The sequence below is a fragment of the Vibrio sp. KUL70 genome, from assembly GCF_059725515.1.
In genome coordinates this window covers 104,458-126,001 of record NZ_AP045834.1, presented here as the reverse complement: position 1 = coordinate 126,001, position 21,544 = coordinate 104,458, and the positions used below count along the sequence as shown (strand labels likewise).

General features: G+C 47.3%; 18 protein-coding genes. 9 read left to right on the top strand and 9 right to left on the bottom strand.

Annotated features, from left to right (window positions below; all coding sequences use genetic code 11):
* Positions 1–5 precede the first annotated feature (5 nt).
* From gspG to gspC, 5 genes are all read right to left on the bottom strand, one after another.
* Positions 6–449 (bottom strand): type II secretion system major pseudopilin GspG, encoded by a 444-nt coding sequence (gene gspG, locus AC6I7V_RS00550; protein WP_255231703.1) that lies wholly within the window; start codon positions 447–449, stop codon positions 6–8.
* Positions 450–573: 124 nt separating this feature from the next.
* Positions 574–1,797, bottom strand: coding sequence for a type II secretion system inner membrane protein GspF (gene gspF / locus AC6I7V_RS00545; RefSeq protein WP_498011105.1), 1,224 nt, complete (start codon positions 1,795–1,797; stop codon positions 574–576).
* 1 nt (position 1,798) lies between these two features.
* Positions 1,799–3,301, bottom strand: coding sequence for a type II secretion system ATPase GspE (gspE, locus tag AC6I7V_RS00540; RefSeq protein WP_498011104.1), 1,503 nt, complete (start codon positions 3,299–3,301; stop codon positions 1,799–1,801).
* Positions 3,301–5,325 (bottom strand): type II secretion system secretin GspD, encoded by a 2,025-nt coding sequence (gene gspD, locus AC6I7V_RS00535; protein WP_498011103.1) that lies wholly within the window; start codon positions 5,323–5,325, stop codon positions 3,301–3,303. Before gspD ends, gspE begins: the two co-directional genes overlap by 1 nt.
* 41 nt (positions 5,326–5,366) lie before the next feature.
* On the bottom strand, positions 5,367–6,263 hold the full coding sequence (gene gspC / locus AC6I7V_RS00530) for a type II secretion system protein GspC (RefSeq protein WP_498011102.1): 897 nt from the start codon (positions 6,261–6,263) through the stop codon (positions 5,367–5,369).
* Between the two features lie 315 nt (positions 6,264–6,578).
* Between gspC and hslR the strand changes: the two genes are divergently transcribed.
* The 4 genes from hslR (at position 6,579) to AC6I7V_RS00510 (ending at position 11,961) form a co-directional block, all read left to right on the top strand.
* The gene (gene hslR / locus AC6I7V_RS00525; protein WP_255231708.1) at positions 6,579–6,965 is read left to right on the top strand and encodes a ribosome-associated heat shock protein Hsp15; all 387 of its coding nucleotides are present in this window, start codon (positions 6,579–6,581) and stop codon (positions 6,963–6,965) included.
* Between the two features lie 18 nt (positions 6,966–6,983).
* On the top strand, positions 6,984–7,862 hold the full coding sequence (hslO, locus tag AC6I7V_RS00520) for an Hsp33 family molecular chaperone HslO (protein ID WP_498011101.1): 879 nt from the start codon (positions 6,984–6,986) through the stop codon (positions 7,860–7,862).
* A gap of 337 nt (positions 7,863–8,199) precedes the next feature.
* Positions 8,200–9,825, top strand: a complete 1,626-nt coding sequence (gene pckA / locus AC6I7V_RS00515; protein ID WP_255231710.1) for a phosphoenolpyruvate carboxykinase (ATP) — start codon at positions 8,200–8,202, stop codon at positions 9,823–9,825.
* A 159-nt stretch (positions 9,826–9,984) separates the two neighbouring features.
* Positions 9,985–11,961, top strand: coding sequence for an AsmA family protein (locus AC6I7V_RS00510; protein ID WP_498011100.1), 1,977 nt, complete (start codon positions 9,985–9,987; stop codon positions 11,959–11,961).
* A gap of 45 nt (positions 11,962–12,006) precedes the next feature.
* On the opposite strand, the gene AC6I7V_RS00505 is transcribed toward AC6I7V_RS00510, so the two are convergent.
* Genes AC6I7V_RS00505 through AC6I7V_RS00495 form a run of 3 tightly spaced genes read right to left on the bottom strand, consistent with a single transcriptional unit; the run spans position 12,007 to position 14,306 of the window.
* Positions 12,007–12,942 (bottom strand): bifunctional GNAT family N-acetyltransferase/hotdog fold thioesterase, encoded by a 936-nt coding sequence (locus AC6I7V_RS00505; RefSeq protein WP_032551099.1) that lies wholly within the window; start codon positions 12,940–12,942, stop codon positions 12,007–12,009.
* Between the two features lie 16 nt (positions 12,943–12,958).
* Positions 12,959–13,393: a D-aminoacyl-tRNA deacylase gene (gene dtd / locus AC6I7V_RS00500; protein WP_255231712.1), complete on the bottom strand. Its 435-nt coding sequence runs from the start codon at positions 13,391–13,393 to the stop codon at positions 12,959–12,961.
* Positions 13,365–14,306, bottom strand: coding sequence for a virulence factor BrkB family protein (locus AC6I7V_RS00495; protein ID WP_255231713.1), 942 nt, complete (start codon positions 14,304–14,306; stop codon positions 13,365–13,367). Before AC6I7V_RS00495 ends, dtd begins: the two co-directional genes overlap by 29 nt.
* Before the next feature lie 39 nt (positions 14,307–14,345).
* On the opposite strand from AC6I7V_RS00495, the gene AC6I7V_RS00490 reads away from it, so the two are divergent.
* Together AC6I7V_RS00490 and AC6I7V_RS00485 are read left to right on the top strand one after the other, a co-directional pair.
* Positions 14,346–14,987 carry a DUF2959 domain-containing protein gene (locus AC6I7V_RS00490; RefSeq protein WP_255231714.1) on the top strand — a complete coding sequence of 214 codons (642 nt, stop codon included), beginning with the start codon at positions 14,346–14,348 and terminating at the stop codon, positions 14,985–14,987.
* A gap of 13 nt (positions 14,988–15,000) precedes the next feature.
* Complete coding sequence (locus AC6I7V_RS00485; protein WP_498011099.1) at positions 15,001–15,531, top strand: AAA family ATPase; 531 nt, start codon at positions 15,001–15,003, stop codon at positions 15,529–15,531.
* A 159-nt stretch (positions 15,532–15,690) separates the two neighbouring features.
* Here the strand turns inward: AC6I7V_RS00485 and typA are convergent, their stop codons facing one another.
* Positions 15,691–17,520, bottom strand: a complete 1,830-nt coding sequence (typA, locus tag AC6I7V_RS00480) for a translational GTPase TypA (RefSeq protein ID WP_032551091.1) — start codon at positions 17,518–17,520, stop codon at positions 15,691–15,693.
* 554 nt (positions 17,521–18,074) lie between these two features.
* Here typA and glnA point away from each other — a divergent pair.
* From glnA to glnL, 3 genes are all read left to right on the top strand, one after another.
* A complete protein-coding gene (gene glnA, locus AC6I7V_RS00475) occupies positions 18,075–19,484 on the top strand; it encodes a glutamate--ammonia ligase (RefSeq protein WP_255231716.1) in 1,410 nt (469 codons plus the stop codon).
* A gap of 189 nt (positions 19,485–19,673) precedes the next feature.
* Positions 19,674–20,237: a DUF4124 domain-containing protein gene (locus tag AC6I7V_RS00470; protein ID WP_255231717.1), complete on the top strand. Its 564-nt coding sequence runs from the start codon at positions 19,674–19,676 to the stop codon at positions 20,235–20,237.
* 168 nt (positions 20,238–20,405) lie between these two features.
* A complete protein-coding gene (gene glnL, locus AC6I7V_RS00465; RefSeq protein WP_191907594.1) occupies positions 20,406–21,482 on the top strand; it encodes a nitrogen regulation protein NR(II) in 1,077 nt (358 codons plus the stop codon).
* Positions 21,483–21,544: the final 62 nt, after the last annotated feature.

The window sequence follows — 21,544 nt, the reverse complement described above, 5'->3', positions numbered from 1 at the left end:
AGGGCTTATTGGAAGTCTTGCATGTTCCAGTTGCCGATATCTGCTGCCGCACCTTCACCGCCTTCTTGACCATCAGCACCTAACGTGAAGATATCAATCGTGCCATTGTCGCCAGGGCTTACGTATTGGTACGCATTACCCCAAGGGTCGTTTGGCAGACGCTTGATGTAACCACCGTCACGGTAGTTACGTGGCTCTGGGCTGCTTGGCTTTGAAACCAGTGCATCTAAACCTTGATCCGTTGTTGGGTACACGCTGTTGTCTAGCTTGTACATATCGAGTGCGTTCTCCAGAGCAACGATGTCAGTGATCGCTTTCTGTTGATCCGCTTTCTCTTTGTTGCCTAGAAGGTTTGGCACAACGAAGCTCGCCAACACACCTAGGATAACCACAACCACCATTACCTCTAACAGGGTAAAGCCGGATTGCTTGTTGATTTTATTTTTCATTGTTTTCTCCAAATGACAGCCGGAGAGTTTAGCAGACGCGCCTCTCTCCAAATCTAAAAACTAATCGGTAAAATTTAAAAACTAATAAGCAATATTTAAAAGCTAATAAGTAAAATAAGCGAGATTATCCGCTCATTAAATTATTCATTTCCAACATTGGCATCAGGGTCGCCATAACGATAAACAGCACCAAACCCGCCATCAGCGCAATCAGAGCTGGCGTAAAGATACCTAGGGCAATGTTCACTGTAGACTCAAAGCTTTGGTCTTGGTTATCGGCAGCACGAGTCAGCATCTGCTCTAGCTGACCACTCTGCTCACCACTGGCAATCATGTGCAGCATCATAGGTGGAAACAGCTTGGTTTGATCGAGCGCTTTTCTCAGGCTCGCACCTTCACGTACATTGTCTGAAGCCTGTAGAACCTGCTGTTTCACATAGTGGTTCGACATCACATCCACCGCGACCTTCATCCCTTCAAGAATAGGGATAGCACTTGAAGTACAGATAGATAGAGTGCGCGCAAAACGCGAGGTGTTGATCCCTTTAGCAATCTTGCCAATCAGAGGGATGCTCAGGAGTTTTCTATCCCAGCTCAAACGAATCGACGGCTTCTTAAGCGCCGCTTTGACCAGAACAATAAAGCCAACGATCAGTAAGAACAGCTGAATACCCCAATGCTGAATAAACTCACTCGAAGCCAGCAGAAATTGGGTAGATTGAGGCAGCTCTTGCCCCATCTGAATGATGGGTTCAACAATTTTAGGCACGACGGTTGCGAGCAAGAAGGAGACTATCGTCACCGCAAAAACCACCAGCACCACCGGATAGATCATCGCTTGCATCAGCTTAGAGCGCATCTTTTGACGATTCTCAGCGTAATCAGCCAAGCGCTCTAAAACTGCATCTAAGTGACCCGATTTTTCACCGGCAGCCACCATGGCACGAAACAGCTCATCGAAGATATGAGGATAATCAGCCAAGCTATCAGCTAGGGTGTAACCTTCGGTCACCTTAGAGCGAACCGCTAATAGCATGGTGCGAATACGCGGTTTCTCAGACTGCTCTGCTACTGCTTTCAAACACTCCTCGAGCGGCATACCAGACTGCACCAGAGTTGAGATCTGACGGGTAATCAAAGCAAGATCTGGCGTACTGATACCACGCTTAAAGCTGGTCGAAGGCGCACTGCCCCCTTTACTGCTTTTAGCTTTTGCTTCAGCCATCTCAACAGGCATCAAGCCCTGCTCTTTAAGTCGCTGACGAGCTTGACGCGCGTTGTCCGCTTCTATTGAGCCTTTCTTGGTTTTACCCTTAGCATCCAGTGCTTTGTATTCAAATGCCGCCATACTAAACTTCCTTGGTCACGCGCATCACTTCTTCGAGTGAAGTGATGCCCTGACGAACCTTGGCTAGGCCATCATCGCGAATACTAGGCGTTGTGCTACGAATCGCTTTTTCGATCGCTTGCTCACCGGCTTCACTATGAATCAGCTCTTGCACCGATTCATCAACCATGAGCAACTCATGGATACCCGTTCGGCCACGATAACCTTTGTGGTTACACGCTTCACACCCTTTGGCATGATACAGGGTTAGGCTGTCTTTCTTCTTCAAATCAAACAGCTTTTTGGTCTCTTTATCCGCCTCGTACGGCTCTTTACAGTCGTTACACAGCGTACGAACCAAGCGTTGAGCCAAAACACCCAACAACGAGGAAGAGATAAGGAAAGGTTCGATACCCATGTCACGCAGACGAGTAATCGCACCAACCGCTGTGTTGGTGTGCAGGGTCGACATTACCAAGTGACCCGTCAAAGATGCCTGAACCGCAATCTCTGCCGTTTCTAAGTCACGAATCTCACCGATCATTACTACGTCTGGGTCTTGACGAAGAATCGCCCTTAGGCCGCGAGCAAAGGTCATATCAACCTTAGGGTTTACCTGAGTTTGACCAATGCCATCGATATCAAATTCGATCGGGTCTTCAACAGTAAGTATGTTGCGCTCATTGCTGTTTAGCTCTTGCAAGCCCGCATACAAGGTCGTCGATTTACCAGAACCGGTTGGGCCGGTTACCAAGATAATCCCATGCGGACGTTGAATCAGTTTGCGGAAGTTCTCGTGATTTGACGCTGTCATGCCTAAGCTGTGCAGGTCAAGACGGGTCGCATTCTTATCAAGTAGACGCATTACCACACGCTCACCGTGCGAAGACGGCATGGTTGATACACGCACATCCACGGCACGACCACCGATACGCAGTGAAATACGACCATCTTGTGGGACGCGTTTTTCTGCGATATCCAGCTTAGCCATAACCTTCACACGCGATACCAGCAGAGGTGCCAATTTACGGCTCGGTGCCAATACATCACGTAACACGCCATCAATACGAAAACGGATCGAGAGTGATTTTTCGAAGGTTTCGATATGAATATCCGAGGCGCCCTCTTTGATCGCTTCACCCAACATCGCATTGATTAGCTTAATGATCGGTGCATCATCTTCTGATTCCAACAAGTCTTCATCTTGTGGCAGCTCTTCAGCCAACGAGAAGAAGTCGTCGTTATCAGCGCCGATATCTTCCATCAATTGACGCGCTTCTGATGAATCGCGTTGATAAGCTTCGGTCAGCTTTTTCTCAAACTCATCCGAGACAATCGCTTGTGGAGTAAAGCCACTTTTTATCACGCGGCTCACCTCTAGGATCGCGGCGGCTTTAAGCGGCTCTACATAGTAAAGCACTGGCGGGCGCTCTGGGTGCTGATACTCAAGCACCATCTTATAGCGGTTTGCAAAGCTAAATGGCAAACGCTGAAAGCGATGAACAGGCTCAACCATCTCTGCCATTATTTCTCTTCCATTTGATCGATGAAGGCTTGAATTTCTGCTGGGTGGTTAAAGCTCTCACCAAACTTAGGCAGTACTGGAATATTGTCGTCATCCAACAGCTTCAAGCCCTGCTCAGCCTTGAACAGCTGCTCAGCACGAATGAAGTTATATTTACGTTGGGTAATGCCATCCGCGGACACACCATCGCGAATGATGGTCGGCTTAATGAACACCATTAGGTTTTTCTTCTCAACTTGGGTACTGGTTGACTTAAACAGGTGACCAAGTACCGGAATATCACCCAGCAGTGGCACTTTAGATTCACTCTCTAGTGCGCGCTCGTCGATCAGACCGCCCAGTACCAGCATTTGACCATCTTGAACAATCACAGAAGTATTTAACTGACGCTTGGCAAAACGTACGTCGACAGCACCGTTGGCACCCAAAACGTTAGAGACCTCTTGCTCAATATTCAGTTGAACTGAGTCGCCTTCGTTAATTTGTGGAACAACTTTCAGCTTGATACCGACTTCTTTACGATCCACGGTTTGGAACGGGTTATCGTTGCTTGAGCCCGCCGTAGAGCCAGTCAGTACCGGAACCTCCTCACCAACAATGAAAGAGGCTTCACCGTTATCCATAACGGTAATACTTGGAGAAGATAAAATATTCGAGTTGGAATCGGTCGCAACCGCACTGATCAGTGCCGTCCAATCGCCCATCACTACGCTTACTGCAGCGCCGTTTACGCCAGAGAGTGCTGAAGCCAGTGTTGAGTAATCACCCTGTTCAGTTGTCGTCTCGTTGCGAACAAAATTACCGTTATCATCGTAAACTGCAGTGGTGGTCGTAGTATCTTTCGCTTCTTCAAGACCAACCATTACCCCACCAATCGACGCACCGGTATTGCTGTATTGGATCATTGCGCCTGTTTCAAGGTTACCCCATTGCACACCCAAGTTGACTCCATCACCCTCTGCCATTTCGACAATCAGAGCTTCAATCAGCACTTGAGCACGGCGAATATCTAACTGGGCAATCACATCTTGCAGCGCTTTCATGATGTCGGGTTGCGCGGTGATCACCAACGAGTTCGTTCCTGCGTGTGCAGAAATCATCACTTGGTCACGATTGCTGCTACGATTTTTACTTGAACTCTGCTTCTCTGACTGCAAGTTATCTGATACACCCTTAAGCACATCGACTAAGTCTTCTGCTTTCGCGTACTTCAAATAGACAACTTGGTTGTTGCCTTTCGTTGCCATCTCAACATCGAGTTGCTCAATCAGCCTTCTTAGTCGGCTACGAACTTTAGGATCACCGGAAATCAGAATAGCGTTGGTTCGCTCATCCGCTACTAGCTTAGGCTGGAGGAAAGCGGGTGTGTTTTTCGCATCAGTGGTTTTGTTGAGCGCATCAACGATACGAACCATCTCGGCAGCGGAAGCATTCTTCAGCTCTACCACTTCAATCTCTTTATCACCCGCTTGGTCAACACGCTGAATGATTTCAGCAAGACGGTTCACAACCGCAGCTCGACCAGTAATTAGGATGATGTTGGCAGGGTCGTAGTGGACGACGTTACCCGCGCCTGCATTGTCATTCAGTTGACGCAGTAGTGGCGAAAGCTCACGAACAGAAACATTACGCACCGTCACCACGCGCGTCACCACGCTATCGCCTTGAATATTGTCGCGATCGCCGACCACAGGAATAGCAGATGTTTTAGAGTCTTTAGCTTTGATGATCTTCAGTACGCCCGATTCCATCTCAACCACGGCGTAGCCGTAAACTTCCAAAACATTGAGGAAGAAGCTGTAATACTGTTCTTCGTTGAGTACGTCATAACTGCGCACATCAATCTTGCCACGCACCGATGGGTCAACGATGATCGTCTTCTCTAGGTTACGGCCAACAATATTAATAAACTCTTGAATATCAGTGCCTTTAAAGCTGGCACTAAAATCATTAGCGATGGCTGCTGGTGTGCAGAGCAAGCTTCCTGCTAATAACCATGCACTTTTCTTAAACCAATGCTTCACGTACTACTCCTACACTCTCGCTTCTCACTAAGCGAAATGTTTTAAAATTCGATAAAAATGTCATGCTGCTGTCCATCTCTTTCAACCACTAAGTTAAGTTCGGTCAAATCAGAAATAGAACTAAAAATAGTGCCCATAGCAGCCTGATCAGTCAGGTCTTGTCCATTAAGCTGAGTCGCGATGTCCCCACTTTGGAGCCCAACTGATTCAAAAAGTTCGGGATCTTTTCCTGGACTGACGCGATAGCCAATCACATTGCCGTCGCGTTTCACTTGCGAAAGACGCACATACTGGAAGATTTGTTGCGGGTCTTTGGTGATCGTCGCTTTAATCTCTTCAAGCTTCTCTTCCGCAGAACCTGGATTATTACCACGCACCGATGCCGAAGCGCGAGGCTTCGCTGGTTCTGAAACCGACAAGCGTTTGTATTCGAGACCTTCTAGCATCAAAGTTTCATCGCGGCCTGAGTTATCAATGATCACACGATCAATCAACACCGCTTTAAGCTTCGCGCGTGTCCCTTCTATCTCTTCGCTAATACCGTAAGTCGCTTGTTGACCACGGTTGGCAATCACGGCAAGGCTACGCTGCGGATCTGAGCTCGCAACGGCACCCACTAACACAAGGTTGAGTCGTGTCTTAGGAGCGTCTTGAATAACGGGTTGCTTCACCACTTTTGGTGTTTCAGCACGATACTCACCAAAAAGATTGCTCTTCTGGAGGGAGGAGATATCGAGCGTAGATTGTGGTCGAGAAGATGACGAGGCTTGCGCTTTCCAAGGTGTAATCGACTGGTCTGCAGGGTCAATCAACCAGGCCAACTGACCCAATATCCATGCAGAAATGGCAATCAATACACAACAGGTTATCAGGCTCAGCTTTTGCTGAAATACAAATCCATTCTCTATTAAGCGGCTCAACAAAGGAGAATTTCCCATGCGATTTTTGAGCTCCAATAACTTCACTTGCCTAAACCCTTTTGTGAAGATGAGAGCGCTAAATCATTAAGCTCTCAGCTTTTTTGTACATAAACGCTACGCCAATTACTGATTTGGCATAGGATCCAAAACTATATCATAGCCTACGCATAAAAAGTCATAACGTGAGCTATTTTGCAGTATGCCTTGAAAAAAAACACATTTGCCACCACTTTAGCTTCTACCAAATGTGATAAGCATCATCTAAGACAAGTTGCGAACTGATTTTACTCAGTTAACCACATTCATTTTTTCACTTAAAAGGCACAGCGCCATATGAAACCTGCTAATGAAGCTGTCAGACTAGATAAATGGTTGTGGGCAGCACGCTTTTACAAAACTCGCTCTATCGCTCGTAATATGGTCGATGGTGGTAAAGTCCACTATAATGGTCAACGCAGCAAACCAAGCAAAATCGTAGAACTTGGGGCGGTGATTTCACTGCGTCAAGGCAATGAGGAAAAGACGGTCACGATCGATAAAATTTCGGATCAACGTCGCGGAGCTCCAGAAGCCCAAACCCTTTATACCGAAACGAAAGAAAGCTTGGCAAAACGTGAAGCACACGCCCAACAGCGTAAATTACATGCACATAACCCAAGCCCTGAACGCCGTCCTGACAAAAAGCAACGTCGTGACATCATCAAGTTCAAGCATCAATAAGCTAGAAGGAACCGCCAAATGGCAAACAATGTTTTAAATCGCTACCTATTTGAAGACCTATCGGTACGTGGTGAATTGGTACAACTGGACGAAGCGTACCAACAAATTATTTCTAGCAAGGAATACCCAGCGGCTATTCAAAAGCTTCTTGGTGAGCTATTAGTTTCAACGACTCTTCTTACTGCGACTCTAAAGTTTGAAGGCTCTATCACTATGCAGTTGCAAGGTGATGGCCCAGTTTCTCTAGCAGTAATCAATGGCGATCACGACCAAAAGATCCGTGGTGTCGCACGTTTCGAGGGCGAAATCGCTGATGATGCAGGCCTGCATGACCTAATGGGTAAAGGCTACCTAGTGATCACGATCGATCCTAAGAAAGGTGAGCGTTACCAAGGTATCGTAGCACTAGAAGGCGACACATTAGCAGACGTTCTTGAAGGCTACTTCGCAAACTCTGAGCAGCTTAAGACACGCCTATGGCTACGTACTGGCGAGCACGAAGGTAAACCACATGCAGCAGGTATGCTTCTGCAAGTGATGCCAGACGGCACGGGTACACCAGACGATTTTGAACACCTAGAGCAGCTCACGGCAACAGTAAAAAATGAAGAGCTATTCACTTTAGAAGCGAACGAGCTTCTATACCGCCTGTACAACCAAGAAAAAGTACAACTGTTCACTCCACAACCTGTAGAGTTCTTCTGTGGTTGTTCTCGTGAACGCAGCGGTGCCGCTATCGTGACAGTAGATCAAGAAGAGATTTACAGCATCATCAGCACTGAAGGTAGCGTTTCACTTCACTGTGATTACTGTGGCACAAGCTACACATTCGACAAGAGCGATGTTGATGCTCTGTTCGCAGAAGCGACAGATAAAGGCGACAATACGGTTCATTAATTTACGTCGTTCCAAAAACACGTAATTTAAACCAAAAAGGTCAGCGCAAAGCTGACCTTTTTTGTGATCAAATTAGCGCAAATCCCGTAACATCTCGTAATAAAATCACTGCTTAATTTTAATCAATTAATAATGTTCAAGCCCCTAGCGCAAAGGTTTGCGTACAGGATAGACTAGTTGGGCCAATATGTGACGAGACACTTAAAACCCCACGGAAAATATGGATAATTTTTGAGCTATATCCCTGTTTCCCCCATGTCTCGTTGCTAGCATGGTGAGCAGATAACAATAAAAAATTAATACAAAATCCCTACAAAATATCCTACAAGGAGCACCTATGACCGTTATGGAACATACAAAGGCTGCACAAATCGATCTTACTAAACACGGAATTACTGGCGTAACTGAAGTGCTGCGTAACCCAAGTTACGAGCAGTTATTCGTGGAAGAAACGCTTCCAGGCTTAGAGGGCTACGAAAAAGGCGTAGTGACCGAACTAGGTGCTGTTGCTGTTGACACTGGTATCTTTACTGGCCGCTCACCAAAAGATAAGTACATTGTTAAAGACGATACGACTCGCGATACCATGTGGTGGTCGGATCAAGGTAAGAATGACAACAAAGCGATTACCACTGAAGTGTGGAACGATCTGAAAGAGCTCGTAACGACACAGCTATCTGGCAAACGCCTATTTGTCATTGACGGTTACTGTGGTGCTAACCCTGATACGCGTCTAAGCGTACGTATTATCACTGAAGTGGCGTGGCAAGCGCACTTCGTTAAGAATATGTTTATCCGCCCAACCGAAGAAGAGCTAGCAACATTTGAACCAGACTTCGTCGTTATGAACGGCGCGAAAACAACCAACCCGAAATGGCAAGAACACGGCCTAAACTCTGAAAACTTTGTTGCGTTTAACCTGACGGAGCGTGTACAAATCATCGGTGGTACTTGGTACGGCGGTGAGATGAAGAAAGGCATGTTCGCCATGATGAACTACCTACTTCCACTGCAAGGCATCGCTTCAATGCACTGTAGCGCAAACGTGGGCGAGAAAGGCGACGTAGCGGTATTCTTCGGTCTATCAGGTACAGGTAAAACAACGCTATCTACAGACCCTAAACGTGAACTTATTGGTGACGATGAGCACGGTTGGGATGATGACGGTATCTTCAACTTCGAAGGTGGCTGTTACGCGAAGACCATTCGCCTATCAAAAGAAGCAGAACCAGAGATCTACAACGCAATCCGTCGTGATGCTCTACTAGAGAACGTAACAGTACGTGGTGATGGCTCTATCGATTTCGATGATGGCTCTAAAACAGAAAACACTCGTGTTTCTTACCCAATCCACCACATCGATAACATCGTTAAGCCAGTTTCAAAAGCGGGCCACGCGAAGAAAGTTATCTTCCTAACTGCGGATGCATTTGGCGTTCTGCCACCAGTTTCTAAGCTGACTCCAGAGCAAACGAAGTACCACTTCCTATCTGGCTTCACAGCGAAACTAGCGGGCACTGAACGTGGTATCACTGAGCCAACGCCAACATTCTCTGCAGCGTTTGGCGCAGCGTTCCTAACACTACACCCAACCAAGTATGCAGAAGTACTAGTCAAACGTATGGAAGCGGTTGGCGCAGAAGCCTACCTAGTGAACACAGGTTGGAACGGCAGTGGTAAGCGTATCTCTATCCAAGATACTCGCGGTATCATCGACGCAATCCTAGATGGCTCAATCGACGATGCAGAAACTAAGGTTATCCCTATGTTTAACCTAGAAGTACCGCTAGCACTGCACGATGTTGACCCAACAATCCTAGATCCACGTGATACTTACACAGATCCACTACAATGGGAAAGCAAAGCGAAAGACCTTGCGGAGCGCTTCATCAACAACTTTGATAAGTACACCGACAACGACGAAGGTAAAGCGCTTGTTGCTGCAGGCCCACAACTGGATTAATTGTTCACTCTGCTCTGAGGACAAAGCCATAAGGCTAACCCCCTCTTAAAAACGATATTTTTGTAGCAAGCCCCTCTTTTGAGGGGCTTTTTTGTTGCCGCAGCGCCTATTTTGTTCCACTCTATTTTGAGCAACGAAGAAATGGAAGGTGCGCTAGGAATGAAAAGAGTCATCATGATGGTTGGGATTGTATTGTCTGTCCTCGTCGCAGCTGTCGCAACACTGCTGCTTGGCTTGCAGACCCAATACCGCACTGACATTGCCAATTTCATGCTCAAGCACTCAATCGCTCACCCAATCACAGTCGAAGATGTCGAGTATCAAGCTCCCTACAAACTGACTCTACAAGGCGTTACTGCTGGATCAATCAACGATGAGTCTGAACCTCTCTACTTCGACAAGTTACAGCTTTGGTTCAACCCCAATAGTTTGTTCACCGCGCAGCTAGAACTCGACTCACTGCTTATCAGCGGTGTTCAGTGGCGATCTGAAGAGTTGGACTTACTAAAGACGCAGCTCACTCAGCCACAAGTGAAGCTTCATCAACTCGCCATCAACAATCTCGACTTTTCCACACCAGAGTTCAGTGCTCGCGACCTTGATATTCAAATCTCGAACCCAGATTGGACAGACTCACAGCCGTTGTTGCCCAACGGAAAAATTCAGCTCAAGGCAGGACAGATCTTTTGGCAAGGTGAGGCCCTAGACAACTTCCTTATCGACCTCGACTTAAAAACAGATGACAGCACGCTCTATGGCGCGTCGTTCGACTGGCGCGGCGCTAAGATCTCAGGGCAAGCCGAGCAGTACCCAAGCGGCTGGTCGCTGGTCAATGTCACTATTGATGGTCTGCACCTTAATCAAAAGCAAACTCAGGAATTACTAATATCTGACTGGCGTATCCCAAACTTCAACATTAGCCATATTAATAGCCTAGATGTACTGAAAAGTGACATCGCTTGGCAAGATGCTCACCTCGCAGCTTTCAGCGCCTCGCTTGAAAACATCCATCTGCCTTTCAAGATATGGCAGCAACAGCAGAGCTACTTCTCACTGCAGGCTGAGAGTCTTTCTCTGCAAGACGAGCAGTGGATTGAGCCCAATCTAAAACTGACCCTACAGCAAGATCACATCGAGATTAATGACTTTTACAGTCAATGGCAGCAAGGCAGTATCCAACTCAATGGTCAAATAGGCCCTCGCTCTATCAAGCTCCAAGAGCTGGATGTTCGCGGCGTAAAATGGGTGACGGAATCAGAGGAAGAGAAGGAGCCGCTTGAAGTATTGCAACCTTGGCTACAAGAGATCGACTCACTCTCGATCTCGCGACTCAATGTCGAGCGAAGCCAACGTATTCAGCTTGCTAGTCATCCATATTGGCAAGTCTCTGGATTACATATAGAGGGTCAAGAGCTGACCTTGATAGAACAAGGCAAATGGGGGCTGTGGGAAGGCGAGTTAAGCGCCAGTGCCAATGACGCGAGCTATCAGAGCATTTTATCAGCCCAGCCAGTGGTTGAAATGAGCAGTCACCAAGGACTGTGGCAGCTTAAACGACTTTTTGCGCCGCTCAAGCAAGGCTATATTGAGGCTCAAGCCACACTCGACTTCAATCAAGTCAGCCAGCCATGGCAAGCGACCATCAGTGCCGATGGTGTTCCATTGTCGCCGTTTATCCCTTACTTGGCGTTACCCTTTGATGCCTCAGGCATTGGTGAATTTGAGCTACGTGCCTCTGGCTTAGCCGGCGATGATCTAATGCTCAGACATTCAGCTACAGCGAGCCTTGAGGGCAGTATTCGCAATGGCGTGATTAACTTTGCCTCTAACAATCCCCAGGCAACTGAGCTCCAAACAAACCAAGCGTCACAATCCAAGATCGTGAACTTTGAGGTCTCAGATATCAAAGCCGACTTAAACCGCGGCCATCTGTCATTGCTACCATTGCACATTATTGGTGCAACACAACAAGATGACCAGCCTCAGCCAGTCACACTGACAGGTGAACTTGGTGGCGAACTCGATCTTGTGACACCGCAAACGCACAGTTTGACGCTTACTCTTTCGAGTGAATGTTACGAAGTTTCTGGTTTAATCACCCAAGCGCAGTTAGTGCACAAAGAGAGCTGCCAATAAAAACGCCACTTAGAGAAGTGGCGTTGGTTAAGAGATTAAAATGCATTATTCCGAGACGTTTTGCGTGGAACTAAGAACCTTTTTATAGTCTGGGATCAGCATGTAGGTTCCCGTGAACTCAACCGCGGCCACATCACCACTGTGAATCGTCACATGGATGATGATTCTCGCCTTACGCCCCGATGCGAGTCGATCTAAGTCGCCGCTGATTCCATCTAAAGAGGTTGAAGCCACCGGATTCTGCTCTACCGGGTGACGATAGCGAATGTTGCTGTCAGCCAGCACGATATCCCCTGTCAAGCCGCGCTCTTTCATCAGCAACCACGTCATGCCCCACCCCGTCAGGGTCGCCAGAGTAAACGCCGAGCCCGCAAACATGGTGTTGTGAGGGTTAAGGTTTGGGTTAAGCTGAGCACTGCACTCAAACTGGTAACCTGTGTATTGGTTTATCTTGATGCCCATCTTGTCGCTGATAGGGATCTGATGTTCCCAACGCTGCTGCAGTTCATTACACCACTCCGGCTTACGCAGTACATCCGCCATAGGATCAAGATGTTTTACCATCTGTTGGTGACGCACCGGACCGCGCTGATCATTAATCTCACCACGACGCTCAAAGCTGTTCTTCTCATAGAATGAGATTGCATCTTCACGAGCATTACACACTAAGCGCTTAGCCCCTTCTTGACGAGCCAGTGACTCTAGCGCAACTAAGATAAGAGAACCCATGCCCTTGCTACGGCGCGAGTTCTTTACCGCCATATAGCGGATCTGACCTTCGAGATCAGGGGTGATGTAGAGGCGTCCAATTGCCATAGGTCGACCACGTCCATCGACAATCATGCGATGGTGACTCATCCCGTCATATTCATCACGTTCCGAGCCAACTGGCATGCGCCAAGGCTCGCGCAGCATCTGCCAGCGAAAGTGATAATACTTGTTCAGTTGATTCTCCGTGGTCGGAGTAATAAGTTTAAACATGCTTATTCCTTTAAGCTTAAACCTGTAGCCAGAATGTCACAGGGCCATCATTGACCAGAGAAACTTTCATATCTGCTGCAAAGCGGCCACGCTCCGTTGGCAGTACAGTCGCGCATTGATCGGCGAAGTAATCGTAAAGACGTTCAGCATCGGCAGGGTGTGCACCGCGAGAAAAACCGGCACGAGTCCCTTTTTTGGTATCGGCTGGTAGCGTGAACTGAGATACCACCAAGACTTTGCCATCAACCTGCTTCACATTGAGGTTCATTTTATCGTCTTCATCACCGAAGACACGATAAGTCGTCACCCTTTCCATCAAACGTTTCGCTTTAGCTTCATCGTCGCCTTTCTCTACACCTAGCAGTACCAATAAGCCTTTATCGATTTCGCCAACGGCCTCACCATCGACACGAACGGCAGCTTCACTTACTCTTTGAATCAGTGCTATCACTGTGATTTCCTTGTTCTGGAGCTTTTTGATTATCGGTAGAGTGTACCATTTCTTGCGTCTCACTCCACTGTTCGCGCTCGCCAAGTGCCGCCGTTACCTCAGCTCCCACCAGCACGATCAACCAACACAAGTAAACCCATACGAATAAGATCGGAATCGCAGCCAGTGCGCCGTAAATCAACTGATAAGAGGGAAACTGAGTGATGTAAGCCGCAAAGCCTTTTTTACTCAATTCAAACAAAAGTGCTGCCACCATCGATCCTGCAGCCGCGTGAGAAAAATTAATTTTCTTGTTTGGAACCAGTAAGTACAAGCCAAAAAAAGTAAAGAAAGAGAGAATTAATGGCAACTTACGAATCACAAAGTTATACAACCCAGAGACGGTTTCGTTTTGCAGCAGAGTAAGCGAAGTCACGTAGGATGTGGCCGCAATGCTTGCACCCACTAAGATTGGACCTAGAGTTAACACCATCCAATACATTGAGAATGAGTGAACCGGGCGACGCTTGGCTCTCACTCGCCAAATGTAGTTGAGATTCTTATCGATGTTCGAGATCAGCATCATCGCGGCAATAAACAGGAATCCACTACCGACTGCCGTCATCTTGCCAGTATTCGCAACAAAATCCTGTAGAGCATTATGAACCGCATCACCAGAGGCTGGGACAAAGTTATTGATGATGAATTTCTGAATAACAAGCCCAACATCTTCAAACACAGAGAAAGAAGAGAGTATCGACAGCAATACTGCCAACATAGGCACAATCGATAGCAAGGTGATGTAAGCTAAATAGCCTGCATTTACATTGACTCGATCGTGTTTCATTCGCGCCATCAGGTAGTGTGAGAACGCGAGTCCGAGTTCGGTTGTCTTTTGAATCTTCAACTTGTAACTCCCATGTAACTCGTTCATAGTCCTAATATGTTGATTATCTATATATAGGAACCAAGGATGCCTTATTTACTCGTCTTAGTGCTATCTATTTTTACCCTAACGGGATGTCAGTCAGCGTATTACTCCGCAATGGAGCAAGTGGGCTACCACAAGCGTGACATTATGGTCGACCGTGTCGAAGACGCTAAAGAGTCACAACAAGATGCCCAAGAAGAGTTCACCAGTGCCCTAGAAGCACTGAGCAGCCTGACCAACTTCAACGGCGGTGACCTTGAAGATATGTACAACAAGATCAACGACAAATACCAAGACAGCGAAACAGCGGCACAAAATGTCAGTGACCGTATCGCTGCGATCGAGGATGTCTCCGATGCCCTATTCGCCGAGTGGCAAGACGAACTCGACCTCTACACCAGCGCTTCACTGCGCCGCTCAAGTGAGCAAAAGTTGCGAGACACCAAGTCCTCTTATCAAACGATGCTCTCGGCGATGAAACGTGCGGAGAAGAAGATGGACCCGGTACTCAACACCCTACGCGACAATACGCTCTATCTTAAGCATAACCTAAATGCGAGCGCTGTCGGTTCACTGCAAGGTGAATTCATGAGCCTAGAAAAGGACATCGCCTTTGCTATCAAACAGATGAATGAAGCGATTGAAGAGTCAGATAAGTTTCTTGCTCAGCTAAATCAGAAGTAAATAGAGTCACTCAATGCAACCTATCATCATAAGTGGCGGCCCAGGCGCAGGAAAAACAACCTTGGTCAACGCACTCGCCGAGCGCCGCTACGCTACCTTTGCCGAAGCTTCTCGCCAGTTAATTGAACAGCAGAGCCAATTAGAAAGTGGGGTACTGCCTTGGGTCGACCTACCCGCTTTTGCTGCACTCTGCTTAGAAGTAATGAGTGAACAAAAGGTACAGGCCAGCCAGCACTCCATCGCTTTTCTTGACCGCGCCATCCCTGACATCTGTGGCTATCTATCTCAAGCACAACTAGAGATTGATGAGAAGTACCTAAAGGCGAGTCAGGGTTACCACCCTCAAGTGTTCTTGTGTCGCCCAGAAGCAAGTATTTACGTGCAGGATGAGGTGCGCCCTTACTCGTTTGAGGGTGCCCTAGAGATTCACGACAGCCTAGTCGCACTCTATCAGCAACTCGGATATGAAGTGATTGAGGTGCCATTTATGACAGTGGAAGAGCGAGTTCAGTTCATCCAGCACAAGTTAGGTATAGCAAGTTAGATCCCCAACTCAGTCGTTGCTCCCTTTTGAGGGTGACAAGTACTTGAACGCTCTTCGCATCTCGCATCCCGTTTACTCGAATCTAGACTAACTAAAAAAACAAAAGCCCCGAGCAGCATCGCTACTCGGGGCTTTTTAAACTCAATCAGTTAAATCTGATTATTTCGCTGCACGTGAAGCACGCTTACGATCCGATTCCGTTAGGAACTTCTTACGGATACGGATGCTTTCAGGTGTTACTTCTACTAGCTCGTCGTCATCGATGAACTCTAGAGCTTGCTCAAGAGTCATGATAATTGGCGGAGTAAGAACCTGTGCGTCGTCCGTACCAGATGCACGAACGTTGGTTAGCTGCTTACCTTTCAGTACGTTAACTGTAAGGTCGTTGTCACGGCTGTGGATACCAACAACCATGCCTTCGTATACTTCAACACCGTGACCGATGAACATGCGACCACGCTCTTGTAGGTTGAATAGTGCGTTAGTCAGCGCTTTACCCATACCGTTAGAGATTAGTACACCGTTAACACGCTGGCCGATTTCGCCGCCTTTGTGTGGACCGTAGTGATCGAATGTATGATAAAGAAGACCAGAACCTGAAGTTAGAGTCATGAATTCCGTTTGGAAACCGATTAGGCCACGAGATGGCATAACGAAGTCCATACGTACACGACCTTTACCGTCTGGAGACATGTCAGTCAGCTCACCTTTACGTAGGCCGATGTTCTCCATGATACCGCCTTGGTGCTCTTCCATAACGTCGATAGTTACCGTTTCGAACGGTTCCATCAGTTGACCATCTTCTTCTTTGATGATTACTTCTGGACGAGATACTGCTAGCTCGAAGCCTTCACGACGCATGTTTTCGATCAGGATAGATAGGTGAAGTTCACCACGTCCTGATACGCGGAATTTGTCTGGATCGTCTGTTTGTTCAACACGTAGTGCAACGTTGTGTACCAGTTCTTTCTCTAGACGCTCAAGGATGTTACGTGAAGTGACGAACTTACCTTCTTTACCCGCGAATGGAGACGTGTTTACTTGGAACGTCATTGTTACTGTTGGCTCATCTACAGACAGTGCTGGTAGCGCTTCTACTGCGTTTTGTGCACAGATAGTGTCAGAGATTTTTAGCTCACCAAGACCAGTGATCGCGATGATGTCACCCGCATTCGCTTGTTCAACTTCATGACGCTCAAGACCTAGGTAGCCCATTACTGTGCCAACTTTGCCGTTACGAGTTTTGCCGTCTGCGCTTACGATAGTAACTTGTTGGTTTGGTTTAACAGAACCACGAGTTACACGAGCAACACCGATAACACCAACGTAAGAGCTGTAGTCTAGTTGAGAAACTTGCATCTGTAGTGGACCATCTAGGTCAACTTGTGGCGCTGCTACTTCTTCAACGATAGTTTGGAATAGTGGTTCCATGTCTTCGCCAGTTTCGCCTTCTTCTAGAGAAGCCCAACCGTTAAGTGCTGAAGCGTAAACTACTTTGAAGTCTAGCTGTTCGTCAGAAGCACCTAGGTTGTCGAATAGGTCGAATACTTGATCCATAACCCAATCAGGACGCGCGCCTGGGCGGTCGATCTTGTTGATGACAACGATTGGCTTAAGACCGTGTGCGAATGCTTTTTGCGTTACGAAACGAGTTTGAGGCATTGGGCCATCTACTGCGTCAACGATAAGTAGCACAGAGTCAACCATAGACATGATACGCTCTACTTCACCACCGAAGTCCGCGTGTCCCGGAGTATCTACGATGTTGATGCGGTGATCGTTCCAGTCGATTGCTGTGTTCTTAGCAAGGATGGTAATGCCACGCTCTTTCTCGATGTCATTCGAGTCCATTACGCGCTCTTCAGTCTCACCACGAGATTCTAGTGTGCCTGATTGTTGTAGCAGTTTATCAACCAGCGTTGTTTTACCGTGGTCAACGTGCGCGATAATCGCGATATTTCTTAACTTATCAATCTGTGGAGTAGACATGGATTCTCGATTCACTCATAAAAGTAGCCGCACATCACCTCTACAATCAGGGTAAGTGCCACTAGCTTGATTAAAAAAACGGTCAATAATATACCAGATTCTAGCAAAAACCCCAGAAATATGTGATCTGAACCAAAGCCTTTTTCCACAGGCGCTTATTCCCAATAAATAACCGGCCATCAGGCGCCCTCAATTCGAAATGGCTCAGCCTTTTGTATTATCTCAGTCAGGCTGGTGAAATCTCGTCGTAAAACGAAAAAGTGGATTGACAACCCATGCAAATCGTTGCTGAATGGTACTCGTTTGTGACTCATTATGGTGCACAACCAAACAACTGCACCATAAGTGTGCATCGCATGATCATTTTGGTGCAAAGAAACGCACCAAGAAAAACACAAACAAACTAAATCATTGAAATTAATGGATTAATTTTTTTGGCACGCTTTTAGCTTTAGTTAAAACAGCATCGATTAATGCGCCGAAAGACATTAATCAATGCTAGTTTCGACCGAATCGAGCACAAACCAAATTAATAACACTGGAGGTTATCCAAGATGTCAGTAGAAAACGTACTATCGCTGATCCAAGAGAACGAAGTTAAATTTGTAGACCTACGCTTTACAGATACTAAAGGTAAAGAGCAACACATCTCTCTACCTGCTCACCAAGTTGACGCAGACTTCTTTGAAGAAGGTAAGATGTTTGACGGCTCTTCAGTAGCTGGTTGGAAAGGCATCAACGAATCTGACATGGTAATGATGCCTGACGCATCATCTGCTGTTCTTGACCCATTCACGGAAGACGCAACACTAAACATCCGTTGTGACATTCTTGAGCCTGCAACAATGCAAGGCTACGACCGTGACCCACGTTCTATCGCAAAACGCTCTGAAGAGTACATGCGCTCTACAGGTATCGCAGATACTGTACTTGTTGGTCCTGAGCCAGAGTTCTTCCTATTTGACGACGTTAAATTCGCAACTGACATGTCTGGTTCTTTCTTCAAGATCGATGACATCGAAGCTGCATGGAACACAGGTTCTGACGTAGAAGGTGGTAACAAAGGTCACCGTCCAGGCGTTAAAGGTGGTTACTTCCCAGTAGCTCCAGTTGATTCATCTCAAGACATCCGCTCTGCAATGTGTCTAGTAATGGAAGAGATGGGTCTAGTTGTAGAAGCGCATCACCACGAAGTAGCAACTGCGGGTCAAAACGAAATCGCAACTCGCTTCAACACGCTAACAACGAAAGCGGATGAAACTCAAATCTACAAGTACGTTGTACACAACGTTGCTCACGCATTTGGTAAAACAGCGACATTCATGCCTAAGCCACTTGTAGGTGATAACGGTTCTGGTATGCACGTTCACCAATCTCTAGCAAAAGACGGTGTTAACCTATTTGCTGGTGATAAGTACGGCGGTCTGTCTGAAATGGCGCTTTACTACATCGGTGGTATCATCAAGCACGCTCGCGCAATCAACGCGTTCTCTAACCCAGCGACGAACTCGTACAAGCGTCTTGTACCTGGCTTCGAAGCACCAGTTATGCTTGCTTACTCTGCACGTAACCGTTCTGCTTCTATCCGTATCCCAGTAGTACCAAGCCCTAAAGCGCGTCGTATCGAGCTACGTTTCGGTGACCCAGCAGCAAACCCATACCTATGCTACGCTTCAATGCTAATGGCTGGTCTTGACGGCATCAAGAACAAGATCCACCCAGGCGAAGCTATGGATAAAGATCTGTACGACCTACCAGCTGAAGAAGCAGCAGAAATCCCAACAGTAGCGTACTCACTAAAAGAAGCTCTAGAGTGTCTAGATGCTGACCGTGAGTTCCTAACAGCTGGTGGTGTATTCTCTGACGACTTCATCGACTCTTACATCGCCCTTAAGTCTCAAGATGTAGAGAAAGTGAACATGACAACTCACCCACTTGAGTTTGAACTGTACTACTCTGTTTAATCTCTGGTAGAGATAAGCACTCTTACTGCAACCCTGTAAGAATCGCTAACTAAATATTAGGCTCGCCTCGCAGGCGGGCCTTTTTTATATTCCTCCTCCCCCATTCGCTTCGTACCATTCCCTATCAAACCAGCTCATTCCGACTGCCTACAACGTGTGCATTCACAGCATCAGAAAAGGGTCATCATCATGAAAACGATATGGATATTCATTGGGGCAATACTCTCAGGTATGTTGGGGGCTCAAACTGTCTATACTTGGGAAGACGACAATGGGGTACTGCACTTTAGTGATACACCAGACAACAACAAAGCCAAAGCATTAGACCTGCCCGATGTTCAAGCGGTGGCGCCGGCCCCTAAATTTGATAGCGCCTCGCCAGTTGACCTTAAACCTACAGAGCCTTTGCCCGCTGCCACTTCCACTCAGGAAACGCCTACGTCAGACAAACCAGATACTCCGCCTCCGCTCATGCTAACGCTAATTACTCCGCAACATGATCAGACCTTACGCAGCAACCGCGGTTTGATTGCGATTGAAATAGAACTCAACCGAAAACTCGGTATTGGAGAACAGCTGCAGTTAATGTTAGATGGGCGCCGTTATGGTGCACCTCAAACCACATCAACATGGGCGTTAAAAAACATCGATCGTGGTGCACATACCATTGCTATTCAAGCACATAGAAGCGGCAAGCTTATTGCATCTACTACTCCAGTCACTGTGTTTTTACACCGTGCGACGATCAAGTAGGCCAATGTGCACAAAACACGTCCAGTTTGTCTGTTTTTCACCGGATACTGACCACTTTAAGGCAACAGATAGGAATTATCTTTAGCTTCTGGTTGAGATGCGCCATACTTGAACTTATCAACGCACCAATTTGGTGCAAGGAAATAATCTCAGTTCAAGGATGCAACAGTGAATCGATCAGCGCAGAGCGACAGTATAGAGACACATCAATTATCTAACGCCATACTCGACAATATGGTGACGGCCACCTTGATGCTCGATGAGCAGCTCTATGTGCGTTATGCCAATCCAGCCGCCGAGCAACTGTTCTCACAGAGTGCTAAACGCATTGTTGATCACCCACTTAGTCAACTCATTCAACATGCGTCTCTCGATCTCGCACTACTTACACAGCCTCTGCAGAGTGGTCAAAGCATCACTGACAGTGACGTTACCTTTGTGGTCGATAACCGACCGCTAATGCTGGAAGTCACAGTCAGCCCAATGACTTGGCAGCGTGAGACTCTGCTGTTGGTAGAGATGCGCAAGATAGACCAGCAAAGACGCCTCAGCCAAGAGCTCAACCAGCATGCCCAGCAACAGGCGGCCAAGCTTTTGGTGCGCGGTTTAGCCCATGAAATTAAGAACCCACTTGGTGGGCTACGCGGCGCGGCACAGCTTCTAGGGAAAATGCTGCCAGACCAATCGCTGAACGAATACACCCAAATTATTATCGAGCAGGCCGACCGTTTAAGAGCTTTGGTCGACCGTCTACTAGGTCCACAAAAGCCGGGTAAGAAAAGTGAAGAGAACCTTCACCAGATTCTAGAAAAAGTGCGCCAATTGGTGGAATTAGAGTCAGGCTCTTCATTGGCGATTGAGCGCGATTACGATCCGAGCCTACCCAATATTTTGATGGACTCAGCCCAAGTTGAGCAGGCGATGCTCAACATTGTGAGTAACGCGGCGCAGATTCTGAGCTCACAAGAGTCGGGCAAAATCACCATTCGCACCAGAACGGTGCATCAAGCGAACATTCATGGGCAGCGACACAAACTCGCGGCACGCATTGAGATCTGCGACAACGGGCCGGGCATCCCAGATGAACTCAAAGATACTCTCTTCTACCCTATGGTCAGTGGACGAGAAGGGGGTACTGGACTTGGATTATCAATCTCGCAGAATTTGATTGACCAACATAACGGAAAAATTGATGTAGAGAGCTGGCCGGGGAACACCACCTTCACCATCTACTTACCAATTTAATAAATTTATCGGCATCACCAGAGAGCTGCTTGGGTGGTGTTGGCAACAAGATATAACAGCAT